We start from the raw sequence: 16,003 nt of genomic DNA, 5'->3' as shown, positions 1-16,003 counted from the left end.
TGACGAGCCGCTCGCCAGCCGCCGCCGGGTTAGCACTCGCCAGGCGCGAGTGCCATCCTACGCCGTGCCCGGCGGGTCTGACGTTCGCCCAGCGAGAGGTTGGCCTACCGTGCCCCGGGTGACCACTCCCCCACGCCGTACCGTCCCGGGATCCACCGCCGCACGCCGTGCCGCCCTGCGCGAGCAGGCTGCCCGCCAGCAGCAGGAGGCACGGGCCGCCGGGCGGCTGACCGAGGCCGAGGCGCAGCGGCGGCGGGCAGCGGCCCCACCGGCTCGGCCGACGGCGTCGGACCGCTACGGCGGCGACGTCCTGGCTGCCGACCCCCACCGCCTCGGCCCGCACGCGGTGCGTCCGGCCTCGGTGCACGTTCCGGCCTCGGCCGGGCTCGTCGTCGAGGACCGCCAGACCGGATTCGTCGGCGCCGTCGTGGCGGTGGAGAAGTCCGGCGGCCGCCACGTCGTCGTCCTGGAGGACCGCCACGGCGTGCGTCGCGGCTTCCCGCTCGGCGCCGGCTTCTGGATCGAGGGCCGGCCGGTCGTCCTCGACCCGCCAGCGCCCCGCCGTCGCCAGCCCACCGGTCCGGTCAGCGCGAACGGCCGGAGGTTGACGGCCTCCGGCTCCTACGCGGTGGAGGGAGAGGCCGCCAAGGTCGCGCGAGCCTCGCGGATCTGGGTCGAGGGCAGGCACGACGCCGAGCTGGTCGAGAAGGTCTGGGGCGACGACCTGCGCCACGAGGGCGTCGTGGTCCTCATGCTCGACGGCGTGGACAACCTGGAGGAGGTCATGGCTGACTTCGCCCCCGGTCCCACGCGCCGCGCCGGCGTGCTGGTCGACCACCTCGTGGCCGGATCCAAGGAGTCACGCATCGCCGAGCGCGTGCGCGCGATGCCGGGCGGGGAGAACGTGCTCGTGCTCGGCCACCCGTACGTGGACGTGTGGCAGGCGGTCAAGCCTGAGCGGGTGGGGCTGCGGGCCTGGCCGACGGTCCCCCGTGGGACGGACATCAAGCACGGCACGCTGGAGGCCCTGGGGTGGCCTCACGACTCGCAGGCTGACGTCGCCCACGGCTGGCAACGGATCCTGGCCACGGTGCGCAGCTACAAGGACCTGGAGCCCGCTCTGCTGGGTCGCATGGAGGAGCTCATCGACTTCGTCACGGCTCCGGGCACGCGGTAACGGGTTCACGTGCAGCGCGCGCCCGTTGGGGGCGTGCCTTGCCGAAGCGGAGGCGTGTGCTGCTGTTGGGGGCGTACCTACCGACGCCGTCAGGCACGCCCCCGACACACAGCCACGCCGCGACAGTCTGGAGCCACGCCGCCACCACACCAAGCCACGCCGCGACTGGCGGGGAGGGAGCCGGGGCTCAGGCGTCCTGGAGTGCGAGCCTGCGAGCCTGGACCACCAGGCGGGCGTCGTTGGCCAGCAGCGCGAGGACGATCACTCCGCCCAGAGCCTTGGCCCACACCGGCTCAGCGATGAACAGGCAGACCATCGCCGCCAGCACCGGCACCAGGTAGGTGAAGGACCTGACCATGTAGCCACCGAAGCTCGGCATCTCGACCCCGCGGCTCTCGGCCACGGACTTGACCATGAAGTTCGGCCCGTTGCCGATATAGGTGATCGCCCCGCACAGCACGGCACCCAGGGAGATCGGGATGAGGTACGTCTCTGCCACCCCGGCCACGGTTGGCACACCGGCAGGCGTGACCTGCCCGGCCATCTCGAAGAAGGTCACGTAGGTGGGGGCGTTGTCCAGCATCGAGGACAGCCCGCCAGTAAAGATGAAGAAGGTGATCTCGTTCAGTGGCAGCGAGCCGGCGACCTCATCGAGGTAGTGCAGGGCAGGGATCATCGTGAGGAAGATACCGATGAAAAGCGTGGCTACCTCAGCGATCGGCCCCCACTCGAACTGGTTGTCCTCGAAGCGGGCCCGACGGTCACCAAAGCGGTAGGAGCAGTAGGCCGCCGCGAGCATGATGATCTCCCGTACAGGAACCCAGTCCGTCAGGACAGCGTGCCCCTCCTCGATCGCCTCGGCATCGATTGAGGGGGCGAAAGCCACGGCGGCGATGATGACCACGAACCACACAAGGTTACTGGCCCCACGCAGGCCCAGAGGCACGATCTGATCACGGTCCTGACGCACGGCGGCGGCCGGCTCCTGAGCGTAGTAGTAGCGGTCCAGCGCGTAGTAGCTCGCCAGCAGCAGCGCGTTGACAAACGCCCACTCTCGCGCGAGGGTGAAGGTCCAGGTGAAGGGCACACCACGCAGGAAGCCCAGGAAGAGCGGCGGGTCCCCCAGCGGGGTGAGCAGGCCGCCGCAGTTGGCCACGATGAAGATCGTGAACAGCACCGTGTGCACCCGGTAGCGCCGCTCGGAGTTGGTGTTGAGCAAAGGACGGATGAGGAGCATCGCCGCACCGGTGGTGCCGATGAAGCTGGCCAGCGACCCGCCCACTGCGAGGAAGAGCGTGTTGTTGCGCGGGGTGGCCTGGATATCGCCCTTGAGGAAGATGCCGCCGGAGACGACGAACAGGGCCAGCAGCAGGGCGATGAACTGGCCGTACTCCACCACCGAGGCGAAGACAACCTCCCAACCGCCGGCGATCCACATCCACACGGCGACCGGGATACCCAGAACCAGTGCGATACCCAGCTGGCTCGAGCGTCTCTCCCACCAGTGGGAGGTCGCCGGGACGAGGGGCAGGACGGCGATGCAGGCCAGCATCGCCGCGAAGGGCAGGACGGACCACCACTGCAGGTGCACAAGGGCTCCTCGGGTCGGATTGGAGGGCACGGCACCGAAGGCTCGGGGCGCCAGGCACCGAAGACGACCGGTCCACTGTACGACAAGGGCCGTCCCGGATCCCGGGACGCTCCGCCTCGTGGACACACCTCGCCACCGCAAAGCCCGCGACGGCGCTGTCCCGGCCCGGCTGCTCGGTAGCGGCCGGCCTCTCTCCGCCCAGACGTGTGTCAGCCAGCCACCACCCGACCCGTGGCTGTGACGTAGGCGTAGGCGGACATGAGCGACACCAGCGGCGTCGTCAGCACCCAGCCCAGCCCCGTGACCACCCCGGCGACACCGAGCAGGGCCCCGACCAGGGCAAAGGGCACCAGGGCGCTGGCGTTGCCACTCAGGATCCGCCAGGACTCCCGCATCGCATCGGTTGCCTCCAGCCCACGGTCCACCCCCACCAGCTGGGTGAAGTGCCACAGGTAGAGCAGAATGAGACCGGGGACGATGAGGAAGACGAAACCGATCGCCTGCAGGACCGAGGTCAGGATCCCGGCCAGCACCATCGGCCACAGGTTGGGGAAGGTGAAGAAGTCACGGATCCGCGCCTGACCACCAGCCGCCGTCAGCAGTCCCACGTGCGCGAAGGGGATCGGGGACAGGATCATCGCGATCGTCGCGATGAGTCCGCCCGAGTCCGCGCTGCCAGAGCCCAGGTAGGACACCGAGATCCCGCCACCGGTGAGGATCGTCCAGATTGCGAAGCCCGCCAGCAACGGAGCCGGGTTCTCCGCGATGCGCCGCCAGGACCACGTCAGGGCCTGGCCCACAGTCAGACGGTCCACGCCCGCGTAGGGCTGGCTCGGACGGGGCTGGAAGGCAGGGTGAGCACTCATGGCACTGATCCTGCCGCACGGGACGACGCCGCAGCTCCCCCGGCTGGAGGATCCTTGCCTCCTCGCACAGGACGAGCCCGCCCACCGCTGCGTCCGCCTGGCGCGGTAGCCGCCCTCCCGCCAGCGGGGTGACGCCGTAGCCGAGCCGGCCCGTCAGTCCGTCAGCCGTCCGGTCACGGTGTCCGCCATGAGGCGCCCGCGCAGGGTCAGCACCGCCCGGCCGCGCAGGGCTGCGGCAGGCTCCAGCAGCCCCTGCCCCACCAGCGCCGCTACCACCGGGACGAGCCGACAAGGGGTGCCGTCCGACGTCGTCTCCTCACCAGGCCGAGCCAGCCCCGCCAGGTCGAGTCCCTCACACAGGCGGATACCGAGCATGACCCGCTCCAGCTCGCGGGCGCCGTCGTCGACCACCTCGTGGCCCGCGACCGGCAGCCGGCCGGAACGCACCTGCGCCGCCCAGGCCACCGGAGCCTTGGTGTCCCACATGCGCACGTGGCCGAGGTGGGAGTGCGCTCCCGGACCGGCGCCGTACCAGTCCCAGTCACGCCAGTAGGCCTCGTTGTGCCGGCACTCGTGGCCCGGACGCGCCCAGTTGGAGATCTCGTACCACTGGTAGCCGGCCTCGGCCAGGGCGGCGTCAGCCATCTCGTACTTCGTGGCCTCGTCGTCGTCCGCCGGCATCTCCAGCTCGCCGCGCCGTACCTGGGTCCACATGCGCGTGCCCTCCTCGATGACCAGGGCGTAGGCGCTGAGGTGGTCGGGGCCGATCTCGACGGCGGCCTCGAGGCTGCGCGCCCAGTCGTCTATCGACTCCCCGGGCGTGCCGTAGATGAGGTCCAGGCTGGTGCTCAGCCCTGCTCGGCGGGCCCAGTCCACCACCTGGGGGACGCGTTCAGGGGTGTGGGTGCGGTCCAGGGTGGCCAGCACATGGGGCACTGCGGACTGCATGCCGAAGGAGACCCGCGTGAAGCCCGCCTGGGCGAGGGTCGCCAGGTACCGCTCGTCCACGGTCTCCGGGTTAGCCTCGGTCGTCACCTCTGCGTCCTCGGCCAGGCCCCAGGTGGTACGGACGAGGTCCAGCGCTCGTGCCAGGTCCGCTGCCGGAAGCATCGTGGGGGTCCCCCCGCCCAGGAACACGGTCTGTGCCGCGCGCCGGGGCAGCCCGGCCCGGTCCATCGCGGCCGCCGCTAGCCCCAGCTCGCCCGCCAGCGTGCTCACGTAGTCGGTAGCCGAGGCGCCACCACCCATATCGAGGTTGGTGTAGGTGTTGAAGTCGCAGTAGCCGCAGCGCACCCGGCAGTAGGGCACGTGGAGGTAGACCGAGAAGGGCACGCTCTCTGCTTGCGACCCACCAGGGCGACGCCCTGCCCGGGCCTGTGCGGGTAGCTCCCCACCAGGAAGGGGACCGCCCTCAGGCTGGCCGGGGCTCATGCCTCCTCCTGCGGCGTGGGACCGGATGAGGCCGGCGAGGAGGCACCAGAGAGGACGCGCGTGGGCCGGGCGGCCAGCTGGCCGCACACTGTCATCACCACCAGCACGAGGCTGACCAGGATGAAGGGCCACAGCCAGCCGCCACTGACCCCGCGCAACCAGCCCATGACCACCGGACCCAGCGCGGCCACCACGTAACCGCACGTCTGGATCAAGGCCGTGGTCTGCCGGTTCTCATCCACATTCGCCGAACGCTGGATAACCAGCGTGAACAGGGCAGCAAAGAAGGCACCCTGGGCGATGCCAGACAGGACGCAGGGCACGAGCCAAGCCTGAGGAGCCACTACCAGGCTCAGGGGCAGGGCGATCCAGCACGCGGACAGCACCGCCATCACACGTGCCCCGCTCCAGCGGAGCGTCTCGAACATGACCGGGACCAGGAGCGGCCCCACGATGCCGGTCAGGGAGAAGACCGAGGCCGCTGCCCCGGCACGGGCCTGGCTCATCCCCACCAGGTCCACCAGGGCGGTGGGCAGCCAGCCGCACACCGCGTAGTAGGAGAAGGTGTGAGCGGCGAAGGCCACGGCCATGACCCAGGTCAGGGGCCGGCGCCACACAGCGACATGGCTGCCTCCAGCCGCCCTCAGGTTGGGCTCAGCCACCCAGGTGGCCATACCTGAACGTGTCAGCAGGCTGCCACGTGGGTGCCCCAGGCCCGGCGGGAAGACCCACAGCCACAGGACCAGGGCCGCCAGGGCGGGGACCACGCTCCACGCCATCGACGCCCCACGCCAGCCCACCACCACCGCCGTCGGCACGGCCAGAGCGGTGGCCGCCGTGACCATGACGTTGCAGGTGGCGGAGTACATGCCTGTCATGACTGAGGTGCGGTGCCAGAAGTCGCGGCCAATGATCATCGGTGCCACAAGGTTGCCGATCGTCATGCCCGCCCCGATGACGATCGTGCCGGCGAAAGCGGCCCAGGTGGTGCCCGCTGAGCGCACCAGCGCACCAGCCACCACCAGGCCCAGGGTCCACAGGCCACCGGTGTTCGCGCCCGTGCGCCGCAGAAGGCCTGAGGCCAGTGGCGTCATGAGCCCGAAGCACAGGACCGGCACGCTGGTCAGTGCTCCCAGCGCCACGTCATCCATGGCCAGGTCTGTGCCGATCTGGCTCAGCAGCGGCGGGACAACACCGATCGGTACGCGCAGGACGGAGCACAGGGCCAGGAAGCCCAGGACGACGACGCCGAGCCACGCCCGGCGTGGCAGGCGCCAGCACCGCTGTGGCTGGGCCTGGGGCGAGGAGGTCATGGCCTCGTCGCCGCCCTGGGCTCACGGTCGCGTGCCTGGCGCTCCAGAGCTGCCAGCATCGCCTCGCTGCGCTCCGGCCTCCAGGTGGTCTCGGTGCGCACCACGCTCAGGTCGCGGATCGTGCGCCCGGCCTCGAGGCCGCGGCGCTCAAAGCGGGTCAGGACACGACCCTCGAAACGGGGCGACCAGCCGCCCAGCGTGCCCGAGGGCGAACCGGGGTCGGGCCCGTTGCCCGGGCTCCCCTCCTCCCAGCCCGCTGCCCCGAGATCCGGCTCGCGTCCGGCGTCGTCGTAGCGGAAGTAGGGCTCGGTCATGTCCGCCTCCAGGCCCTCGGGCAGCGCCGAGACGTCCTCCAGGACGTCGCGCATCTGCCAGGCGTAGTCGGCCCAGTCGGTGGCGAGCCTCCACGCCCCGCCGCTGCGCAGCACACGAGCCACGGAGTCAGCGAAGCCGGTGGTCACCAGCCGGCGCTTGCGGTGACGAGGCTTGCGCCAGGGATCGGGAAAGAAGACCCACACCTCGCTGGCACAGCCCACCGGCAGGGCGGTAGCCAGCAGCTGGGAGGCATCGGCCGGGACCACGCGCACGTTGTCCAGGCCCGCCCTCGCCGCGTCGCGCACGATCGTGGCGATCGAGGTCTGCCACACCTCCACCGCCAGGTGGTCGGTACCGGGGTTGGCCGAGGCGTGGGCAAGCAGGGCCTCTCCCCCTCCGCTACCGACCTCGACCACGAGCGGACGCAGCTGCCCGACGTGGCCGAAGACGGACTGGGGGTCGAGGCGGAAGTCCGCGGCGACCGTGCGGATGGCGTCAGCACGCGGGACCTGCACGACGTAGCGCGCACCGTGCTCGGCCATCGCCTGGGCCTGGGAGTCGCTCAGCCGTCCTCCGGCGCGGGAGAAGGACCGCACCCGCGAACGGATCGCGTGGGAACGGGGCGGGTGGACCTGCGCCATGGGGCTACTTGTCCTTGCCGGTGGGGGTGTCTGCACCCAGCGCGGCGATGAAGGCCTCCTGGGGGACCTCCACGCGACCGATGGCCTTCATGCGCTTCTTGCCCTCCTTCTGCTTCTCCAGCAGCTTGCGCTTACGGGAGATGTCACCGCCGTAGCACTTGGCCAGCATGTCCTTGCGCAGGGCGCGGATGGTCTCACGGGCGATGATGCGCGAGCCCACCGCGGCCTGGACCGGGACCTCGAACTGCTGGCGGGGGATGAGTTCCTTGAGGCGCTTGGTAAGCATGACGCCGTAGGAGTAGGCGGAGTCCTTGTGGACGATCGCGCTGAAGGCGTCCACCTTGTCCCCGTTGAGGAGGATGTCCACCTTGACCAGGTCCGCGCTCTGCTCGCCGTCGGGCTCGTAGTCCAGGGAGGCGTAGCCGCGGGTGCGCGACTTCAGGGCGTCGAAGAAGTCGAAGACGATCTCGGCCAGCGGCAGGGTGTAGCGCATCTCCACGCGGGTCTCGGACAGGTAGTCCATCCCCTTCATGGTCCCGCGCCGGGACTGGCACAGCTCCATGACGGTGCCCACGAACTCGCTAGGTGTCAGGATCGTGGCGGAGACCACCGGCTCGCGCACGTCCAGGATCTTGCCCTCGGGGAACTCGCTCGGGTTGGTCACCGTGTGGACCACGCGGTCCTCGGTGGTCACCTGGTAGACCACGCTAGGAGCGGTGGAGATGATGTCGAGCCCGAACTCACGCTCCAGGCGCTCAGCGATGATCTCCAGGTGAAGCAGGCCGAGGTAGCCGCAGCGGAAGCCGAAGCCGAGGGCCACCGAGGTCTCGGGCTCGTAGGTCAGTGCCGCGTCGTTGAGCCTGAGCTTGTCCAAGGCGTCACGCAGGGCCGGGAAGTCCGAGCCGTCCACCGGGAACAGGCCGGAGAAGACCATGGGCTTAGGGTCCTGGTAGCCAGCCAGGGGGGTGCTCGCGGGGCGGGCGGCGGCGGTAACGGTGTCACCCACGCGCGACTGGCGCACGTCCTTGACACCGGTGATGAGGTAGCCGACCTCCCCGGCGCCCAGCCCCTTGGTCGGCACGGGCTCGGGGCTGATGACGCCGATCTCCAGCAGGTCGTGGTCGGCGCGGGTGGAGAGCATCTCGATGCGCTCGCGAGGCCTGAGGGCGCCGTCGACCACGCGCACGTAGGTGACCACGCCGCGGTAGGTGTCGTAGACGGAGTCGAAGATCATGGCACGCGCCTCGCCGTCGGGGTCGCCCACCGGCGCGGGAACGGCGTGCACGATCTGGTCGAGCAGCTCGGGCACGCCCTCACCAGTCTTGCCCGAGACCTTGAGGACGTCGGCCGGGTCGCAGCCGATGATGGAGGCGATCTCCTCGGCGTGGCGCTCAGGCTCAGCGGCCGGCAGGTCGATCTTGTTGAGCACCGGGATGATGGTGAGATCGCCCTCGATGGCCATGTAGAGGTTGGCCAGGGTCTGGGCCTGGACGCCCTGGGCGGCGTCGACCAGCAGCACCGCCCCCTCGCAGGCGGCCAGGGAGCGGCTGACCTCGTAGGAGAAGTCGACGTGACCGGGGGTGTCGATCATGTTGAGGGCGTAGGTACGCGCCCCCTCGGGTCCCTCGACGGTCCAGGGCATGCGCACGGCCTGGGACTTGATGGTGATCCCGCGCTCGCGCTCAATGTCCATGCGGTCCAGGTACTGGGCGCGCATGTCGCGTGGCTGGACCACGCCGGTGGCCTGCAGCATGCGGTCGGCCAGGGTGGACTTGCCGTGGTCGATGTGGGCGATGATCGAGAAGCTCCGCAGCAGCTCGGGCGGGGTGGAGGCGGGCTGGATGCTCGCGATCTGCTCGGGCGTGGGGATCGGTGACACGTGTGCTCTTCCAGGACGGGACAGCACCTGGACGTACCAGGAGGCAGACCGGTGCTGTCGGTGTGGCGGACTCTGGGACAAGTCTCCCACGCGCAGGCCTCGGCGCCGCGCCCGGCGGGTGTGAGTCGTTACTGACCGCCGGCTCCTACCCGCCCGGCACACTCGCGATCCAGCCAGGCAAGCCTCACCTCACAGGTGTGCCATGATCGCCCCCATGATCGACCGCGTCCTCGACCTGCCCTGGGCCTGGGCCTTCCTGTTCCTGTGGGTCAGTGTCATGGGCCGCGCGAACGGCACCTACTGGATCGGCCGGGCCGTCGCGGCCGGCACCGGGCGCACCCGCTGGGCGCGGCTCCTGGACTCTCCCGCCTACGACCGGGCCCAGCGCCTGGCAGAGCAGTGGGGGGTCCTGGCGGTCCCCGTGTCCTTCATGACGGTGGGCGTGCAGACCTTCGTCCAGCTGTGGGCGGGCGTGAGCCGCATGCCGCTGCGCCTGTACCTGCCGGCCGTGAGCCTGGGCTGCGCGATCTGGGCAGCGATCTACTCCACCGTCGGCCTGGCTGTCTTCGCCACCTGGGTCGAGGCAGGCGGGTGGTGGGCGATCGCCGTCGTCATCACTCTGGCTGTACTCGTCGTCTCGCTACGACGACGGCGCTGCGCTCCCCCGCCGCCGGCCTGCCGCTGTGAGCCCCGGTGCGCACCTGGGGACTGCGCACCTGCACGCTCGACGCCCGGCCTCACGCCCGGAGCGTCTCACGATGCTGACGCCGACTTGTCCGAGCCCGCCCCCTCCCTCTAGCCTCGTCCCGTGACCGTGATCCGCAACCGCCAGTGGTGGTGGCTCCCCTAAGGGCGAGCCACTCCATTCGCGTACGCGGAACACGACAGACAGAGCTCGCCACCAGGCGGGCTCTTCGTGTCTGACGCAGCGCACCCGGTGGCACAAGCAGAGGAAACCTCATGACCCTTCCCCCACCAACCGTCCTGACCCGGACCGTGCGCTACCAGGCCGACGGAGGGCTGCTGCTGGAGCACCTGGCAGGCCTCGGACTGGTGCCCACCACGCAGGACCCCTCCGGTCGAGCACGCCCGGTCGACACCGTCCTGCTGGAGTCGGTCGACATCGCCACCAAGGTCTCACGCACCACCATCGCGGTCCTGGAGGCCTCCGCGCGCCTGACCTGCCGGGGCCAGCACGTGAGCGTCCAGGCCCTTCCCACCGCCCGGGCCGACGGCGAGGCGGCTGTGGCCCGCCTGCGTCAGTCCCTGGGGTCCCACCTCGGCCCCGACGACGACGCCCGCCCCGACTTCCTCACTCTCACCTTCGCGCCCCCCACCTCCCATAGGCAGGCCGAAGAGCGCGAGCGCCTGAAGGCCACCTCCTCGATCGAGCCGCTGCGGGTGCTGGCCAGGGCCGAGGTCGACCACCCGCACCTGCCGCTGGAGGCGGGCGTCGTCGCCTTCGACTACCTGGCCACCTTCGAAGACCTCCCACCAGTTGCCCAGGGGGTCAACACCTGCCCCGACTACGTCTTCTACGACGCCCGGATCATCCTCGTCATCGACCACCCCACGCGTGAGGCCACCCTCGTGGGGGCCAGCGTGGACCCAGCCGGTCTCAGGACGCGCCTGGACGAGCTGGCGTCAGCCATCGACGCCGTCGACGAGGCTGCTCTTGACGCCGCGCACACGAGGAGCCAGGCGCCGCTCTCCCCGGTAGTGCACGCCGTGCCTACCCAGTCCGACGACGACTTTGCCGCCGGGGTCGAGCAGATGAAGGAGGCGATCGCCGCCGGCGACGTCTACCAGGTGGTGCCCTCGCGCGGCTTCGCCATACCCTGCCCGGACGCTCTGGCCGCCTACCACGAGCTGCGCGAGGCCAACCCGAGCCCCTACATGTTCTACCTGGCGACGCCTGGCTTTGAGCTCTTCGGGGCCTCACCTGAGTCCGCACTGCTCCACTCGGCCAGGACCGGCGAGGTCTCCATCCGTCCCATCGCCGGCACCCGGCCGCGCGGGCTCGCCGCCGACGGCAGCGTCGACCACGAGCGCGACACCCGCCTGGAGCTGGAGCTGCGCACGGACGCCAAGGAGGTCGCTGAGCACGTGATGCTCGTGGACCTGGCGCGCAACGACGTCGCCCGGGTGAGCGTCCCGGGGACCCGCCGGGTGGTGGACCTGCTGCGCGTGGACCGCTACTCCCGCGTTATGCACCTGGTCTCCGAGGTCACCGGCACGCTGGACCCGGAGCTGGACGCCCTGGACGCCTTCCGCGCCTCGATGACCATGGGGACGCTCACCGGGGCCCCCAAGCTGCGAGCGGCTGAGCTCATCCGCACGGCCGAGGGAGTGCGTCGCGGTTCCTACGGCGGCTCGGTGGGGTACTTCCGTGGTGACGGCGAGCTGGACACCTGCATCGTCATCCGCTCTGCCTTCGTGGCAGACGGCCAGGCCCTGGTCCAGGCCGGTGCCGGGGTCGTGGCGGACTCGGTGCCGGCCAAGGAGGCCGCTGAGACCGTGCACAAGGCCTCGGCGGTGCTCCACGCGGTGGCGGCAGCCTCCGGGGCCCGGCTCGTCATCGACTCCCAGGCCCCCTCTGCCCCCGCCACCCCGGTCGCCCCGACCGCTACCGCCCAGGAGGCCTGAGATGCGCGTCGTCCTGCTCGACAACCGCGACTCCTTCGTCTACAACCTCGTGGACCTCTTCGCCACGCTCGGAGCCGAGATCGAGGTCTACCGCAACACCGTGCCGGCCGACCGTGTACGAGCCGCCCTGGAGCCGACCGCCGCCGAGGCTGATTCCGGCCAGCGCCCGGTGCTGTGCCTGTCACCGGGCCCCGGCCACCCCCGCGAGGCCGGCTGCCTCATGGAGCTGGTCACCTCCGCTCTGGTCGACGACGTCCCGACGGTCGGCATCTGCCTGGGCTTCCAGGCGATCGTCGAGGGATGCGGCGGGCACGTGGACCGGGTCGGCCCCGTCCACGGCCGCTCGGTGAGGGTGGAGGTCACCGAGGCCGGGCTCACTGACCCTACCTTCGCCCCGCTGGAGGGCGGGCCGCTTGACGTCGCCCGCTACCACTCGCTGGGCACCCGCGAGCTGCCACCAGCGCTCGTGGGCCTGGCGACGACGGCGCCCACGGACCCGGCAGGCCCCGGCGTCGTCATGGCTGCGCGGCACGTCAGCCGCCCCGTCGTCGGCCTGCAGTTCCACCCCGAGTCCGTCCTGACCCCGGCAGGTCCCGCCATGCTGCGGGCCCTGACCGCCGACCTGGGCCGGGCCCGGTAGCACCTGGCCCGGCCCCTGCACCCGCATTTCTGAACCACTGACGCACCTGACTGGAGACCACATGTCCACCACACCCGCACCCGCCGAGAACAACGCCCTGGAACCTGAGGAGGCGGAGGTCGCCCACGCGCTGCTGCGCGGCGTCGTCCAGGGACACCGTCTGTCCTACGAGGAGGCCTACGCCGTCTTCACTGCTCTGTCTGCCGGCACCTTCTCCGAGGTCGAGACCGCTGCGCTGCTTGCTGGTCTGCACGCCCGCGGCGAGGAGGCGGCGGAGGTTGCCGGTGCCGCCGCAGCCTTCCGTGCCGCTGCCCGCCCCTTCCCCGAGACGGACGTCCCCCTGTTCGACATCGTGGGCACCGGTGGCGACGGCGTGGGCACCATCAACATCTCCACCGGCGCCGGTATCGTCGCCGCCTCCATGGGCCTGGCCGTGGCCAAGCACGGCAACCGGGCCGTGTCCTCCAGGACCGGTGCCGCCGACGTCATCGCCGAGCTCGGCCTACCCCTGGACCTCAGCCCCGAGCAGGCCGCCGAGGTCCTTGCGCGTGACGGCTTCACCTTCCTCTTCGCCCAGGCCTACCACCCGGCCATGCGCTTCGTGGCACCGGTGCGCGGGGTGCTGAGGACCCCGACGGTCTTCAACGTGCTCGGCCCTCTCATCAACCCCGCCCACCTGAGCTACCAGGTCATGGGCGTGGCCGATGTCACCAAGCTGGACATGATCGCCTCCTGCCTCCACGCCCTGGGCCGTGAGCACGCCCTGGTGATCAACGGCCTGGGACTGGACGAGATCACCGTCCACGGCACCACCACCGTGCGTGAGGTCAGCCCTGAGGGCGTGCGGTCCTTCGAGGTCACGCCGGAGGACCTGGGCGTGCGTACCCACGAGCTGTCCGAGATGCTGGGCGGCGAGCCGGCGGACAACGCCTCGATCCTGCGCGAGGTCTTCGCCGGGGGCGGGCAGGCCGGGCACCGTGACGCCATCGCCGTCAACGCCGGCGCCCTGCTCTACCTGGCCGGACGCGTGGCGACGCTGCGCGAGGGCACCGAGGCCGCCCTGGAGCAGCTGGCCAGCGGCAAGGTCGCCCAGCACCTTGAGTCCATGACCCGTGGCGTCGCAGCGCCTGCCGACGCCGAGACCACCCAGGAGGCCTGATGACCACCTCTGCCACTGGCAGCGACCCCCGTCCCGAGCTGCGGCCGGTCGACGAACGGCTCGTGCGCACCGGTACCGTGCTGGACTCGATCGTGGACGGCAGGCGATCCCGCCTGGCTGAGCTGCGTGCACGCTTCGGCCACCTGCGCGCCGCGGAGATGCCTCGCTCGCAGCGCTCCTTCGCCGACGCGCTGCGCACCCGCTCGGGCGAGGGCGCCAGCCCTCAGCCGGCCCTGGTCCTGGAGTGCAAGTCGGCCTCACCCTCACGCGGGACGATCCGCCACGGCTACGACCCGGCGGCGCTGGCCTCCTCTTACCTACCGTGGGCCTGCGCCGTCTCGGTGCTCACTGAGTCTGACCACTTCGGCGGCTCCTTCGAGGACCTGGCTGCGGTGCGCGCGGTGGTCGACGTGCCGGTGCTGTGCAAGGACTTCATCGTCGACCCCGTCCAGGTGCTCGCGGCCCGCAGCCTGGGCGCGGACGCGATCCTGCTCATGCTCTCGGTGGTGCCTGACGACGTCTACCGCGAGCTGGCGGCCCTGGCCGCCCACCTGGGGATGGACGTGCTGACCGAGGTCTCCACGCACGAGGAGATGCACCGGGCAGCCGAGCTGGGCGCCACGGTGGTGGGTATCAACAACCGTGACCTGCGCACCCTGACCACCGACATCGCCAGGACCGAGGAGATGGCCCCGCTCGCCCCCGCGGGCGTGGTGCTGGTGGGCGAGTCAGGGGTGGAGACAGCCGACGACGTCCGTCGCCTGGCCGGGCTCGTTGACGCCCTGCTCATCGGCTCCTCGGTCTCCTCCTCGCCCGAGCCGGCGGTGGTCGCCGAGGTGCTGGCTACGGCGGTGCCGGCGGGGGCGGGCCGGTCTGTCGCGCCCGGTGCCGGGCAAGCCGGCGCCCAGTCGGCTGGAGAGCCAAACCTGCCCACTGACGCGGCGGCGTCGTCGGCCAGCCAGCCTGCTGCCCGCGAGCACGAGGGTCACACCCACCCGCGCCTGCCCGCCTACTTCGGCCCCTACGGCGGGCAGTACGTGCCCGAGCTGCTGATCCCTGCCCTGGACCAGCTAGAGGACGCCTTTATCGAGGCCCAGACTGACCCGTCCTTCCACGCCGAGCTCGACGAGCTGATGCGCCGCTACCTGGGCCGTCCCACCCCGGTCACCGAGCTGCGCAACCTGCCGCGCGAGGGCAACGCCAGGATCTTCCTCAAGCGTGAGGACCTCACCCACGGCGGGGCGCACAAGGGCAACCAGGTGCTCGGCCAGGCACTCCTGGCCAGGCGCATGGGCAAGAGCCGCATCATCGCCGAGACCGGAGCGGGCCAGCACGGCACCGCCACCGCGATGGTGTGCGCGCTGCTGGGACTGGAGTGCACGATCTACATGGGCGCGACCGACGTGGTGCGTCAGGCGGCCAACGTCGAGCGCATGGAGCTCATGGGAGCCCAGGTGGTGCCGGTGGCCTCGGGGGCGGGCACGCTCAAGGACGCGGTCAACGAGGCGCTGCGCGACTGGACGGCCTCCTTCAGGACCACCCACTACCTGCTGGGCACGGCCGCCGGGGCCCATCCCTTCCCCACGGTCGTCCACGAGTACCACCGCGTCATCTCGCGCGAGGCCCGTGCGCAGGTGCTGGCCATGACCGGCCGCCTGCCTGACGAGGTCATCGCCTGCGTGGGCGGGGGCTCGAACGCGATCGGGATGTTCAGCGAGTTCGTCGGTGACGACGGCGTGGGGCTCATCGGGGTCGAGCCGGCCGGCGAGGGCCTGGGCTCTGGCCGTCACGGCGCTCCGATCAACGCCGGCAAGGTCGGGATCCTGCACGGTGCCCGCTCCTACCTCATGCGCACTGACGAGGGCCAGGTCGAGGAGTCCTTCTCCGTGTCTGCCGGACTGGACTACCCGGGCGTGGGACCCGAGCACGCTTGGCTCGCCGACTCCGGGCGCGCGCGCTACGTGGGGGTCACGGATGACGAGGCTGTGGACGCCTTTGTCCAGCTCTCACGGTGGGAGGGCATCATCCCGGCCCTGGAGAGCGCCCACGCACTGGCCCAGGCGCTCAAGATCGCGCGCGAGACCCCTGCCGACGCCCCGACCCCGCACCTGCTGGTGTGCCTGTCCGGGCGCGGGGACAAGGACCTGGAGCAGATCCGGATGCGGCTGGGTGGCTCCTTCTCCTGCGACGGCGCCGTCGCACGTGCTGCCGCCATGGTGGAGGAGATGGGCAAGCGCACCGAGTACGTCGGGCTCGCCCGGACCGAGGCCGCTGCCTCCGGCCCTGGCCAGCCCGGACCAGGCGCGGCCGAGGCTGCGCCGGACACAACCGACGAGGAGGCCTGA

12 protein-coding genes are annotated in these 16,003 nt (G+C 71.0%); 6 read left to right on the top strand and 6 right to left on the bottom strand.

What is annotated here, in order from left to right; translation table 11 throughout:
• The first annotated feature begins 109 nt into the window (after window positions 1-109).
• Window positions 110-1,177, top strand: coding sequence for a DUF3097 domain-containing protein (locus HRL51_RS04945; protein WP_172120754.1), 1,068 nt, complete (start codon window positions 110-112; stop codon window positions 1,175-1,177).
• Between the two features lie 187 nt (window positions 1,178-1,364).
• Here the strand turns inward: HRL51_RS04945 and HRL51_RS04940 are convergent, their stop codons facing one another.
• The 6 genes from HRL51_RS04940 to lepA form a co-directional block, all read right to left on the bottom strand.
• Complete coding sequence (locus tag HRL51_RS04940; protein ID WP_172193029.1) at window positions 1,365-2,768, bottom strand: sodium:proton antiporter; 1,404 nt, start codon at window positions 2,766-2,768, stop codon at window positions 1,365-1,367.
• A gap of 209 nt (window positions 2,769-2,977) precedes the next feature.
• Entirely contained in the window at window positions 2,978-3,634 is a 657-nt protein-coding gene (locus HRL51_RS04935; RefSeq protein ID WP_172193027.1) for a hypothetical protein, read from the bottom strand.
• Between the two features lie 153 nt (window positions 3,635-3,787).
• Entirely contained in the window at window positions 3,788-5,065 is a 1,278-nt protein-coding gene (gene hemW / locus HRL51_RS04930) for a radical SAM family heme chaperone HemW (protein ID WP_172120757.1), read from the bottom strand.
• Complete coding sequence (locus HRL51_RS04925; protein ID WP_172193025.1) at window positions 5,062-6,378, bottom strand: MFS transporter; 1,317 nt, start codon at window positions 6,376-6,378, stop codon at window positions 5,062-5,064. The genes hemW and HRL51_RS04925 overlap by 4 nt, the downstream gene beginning before the upstream one ends.
• A complete protein-coding gene (gene trmB, locus HRL51_RS04920) occupies window positions 6,375-7,334 on the bottom strand; it encodes a tRNA (guanosine(46)-N7)-methyltransferase TrmB (RefSeq protein ID WP_172193023.1) in 960 nt (319 codons plus the stop codon). Before trmB ends, HRL51_RS04925 begins: the two co-directional genes overlap by 4 nt.
• Before the next feature lie 4 nt (window positions 7,335-7,338).
• A complete protein-coding gene (gene lepA / locus HRL51_RS04915; RefSeq protein WP_280528709.1) occupies window positions 7,339-9,213 on the bottom strand; it encodes a translation elongation factor 4 in 1,875 nt (624 codons plus the stop codon).
• Between the two features lie 214 nt (window positions 9,214-9,427).
• On the opposite strand from lepA, the gene HRL51_RS04910 reads away from it, so the two are divergent.
• The 5 genes from HRL51_RS04910 (at window position 9,428) to trpB (ending at window position 16,003) form a co-directional block, all read left to right on the top strand.
• Window positions 9,428-10,012, top strand: coding sequence for a DedA family protein (locus tag HRL51_RS04910; RefSeq protein ID WP_172193126.1), 585 nt, complete (start codon window positions 9,428-9,430; stop codon window positions 10,010-10,012).
• A gap of 161 nt (window positions 10,013-10,173) precedes the next feature.
• Window positions 10,174-11,859 carry an anthranilate synthase component 1 gene (locus tag HRL51_RS04905; protein WP_172193010.1) on the top strand — a complete coding sequence of 562 codons (1,686 nt, stop codon included), beginning with the start codon at window positions 10,174-10,176 and terminating at the stop codon, window positions 11,857-11,859.
• Window position 11,860: 1 nt separating this feature from the next.
• Window positions 11,861-12,499 carry an anthranilate synthase component II gene (locus HRL51_RS04900; RefSeq protein ID WP_172193008.1) on the top strand — a complete coding sequence of 213 codons (639 nt, stop codon included), beginning with the start codon at window positions 11,861-11,863 and terminating at the stop codon, window positions 12,497-12,499.
• A gap of 61 nt (window positions 12,500-12,560) precedes the next feature.
• Window positions 12,561-13,658, top strand: coding sequence for an anthranilate phosphoribosyltransferase (trpD, locus tag HRL51_RS04895; RefSeq protein ID WP_172193006.1), 1,098 nt, complete (start codon window positions 12,561-12,563; stop codon window positions 13,656-13,658).
• Window positions 13,658-16,003 carry a tryptophan synthase subunit beta gene (gene trpB / locus HRL51_RS04890; RefSeq protein WP_172193004.1) on the top strand — a complete coding sequence of 782 codons (2,346 nt, stop codon included), beginning with the start codon at window positions 13,658-13,660 and terminating at the stop codon, window positions 16,001-16,003. Before trpD ends, trpB begins: the two co-directional genes overlap by 1 nt.

This window comes from Actinomyces faecalis, from assembly GCF_013184985.2.
GTDB lineage: Bacteria > Actinomycetota > Actinomycetes > Actinomycetales > Actinomycetaceae > Actinomyces > Actinomyces faecalis.
Note: the sequence above shows the minus strand (reverse complement) of the source record. Positions and strands in the feature narration are given on the sequence as shown.

Excerpts from the sequence above, each read along its gene's own strand:
- trmB (WP_172193023.1), bottom strand. The coding sequence starts at position 7,334 with ATGGCGCAGGTCCACCCGCCCCGTTCCCACGCGATCCGTTCGCGGGTG.
- HRL51_RS04900 (WP_172193008.1), top strand. The coding sequence starts at position 11,861 with ATGCGCGTCGTCCTGCTCGACAACCGCGACTCCTTCGTCTACAACCTC.
- hemW (WP_172120757.1), bottom strand. The coding sequence starts at position 5,065 with ATGAGCCCCGGCCAGCCTGAGGGCGGTCCCCTTCCTGGTGGGGAGCTA.
- trpB (WP_172193004.1), top strand. The coding sequence starts at position 13,658 with ATGACCACCTCTGCCACTGGCAGCGACCCCCGTCCCGAGCTGCGGCCG.
- HRL51_RS04925 (WP_172193025.1), bottom strand. The coding sequence starts at position 6,378 with ATGACCTCCTCGCCCCAGGCCCAGCCACAGCGGTGCTGGCGCCTGCCA.
- HRL51_RS04905 (WP_172193010.1), top strand. The coding sequence starts at position 10,174 with ATGACCCTTCCCCCACCAACCGTCCTGACCCGGACCGTGCGCTACCAG.
- HRL51_RS04935 (WP_172193027.1), bottom strand. The coding sequence starts at position 3,634 with ATGAGTGCTCACCCTGCCTTCCAGCCCCGTCCGAGCCAGCCCTACGCG.
- HRL51_RS04910 (WP_172193126.1), top strand. The coding sequence starts at position 9,428 with ATGATCGACCGCGTCCTCGACCTGCCCTGGGCCTGGGCCTTCCTGTTC.
- trpD (WP_172193006.1), top strand. The coding sequence starts at position 12,561 with ATGTCCACCACACCCGCACCCGCCGAGAACAACGCCCTGGAACCTGAG.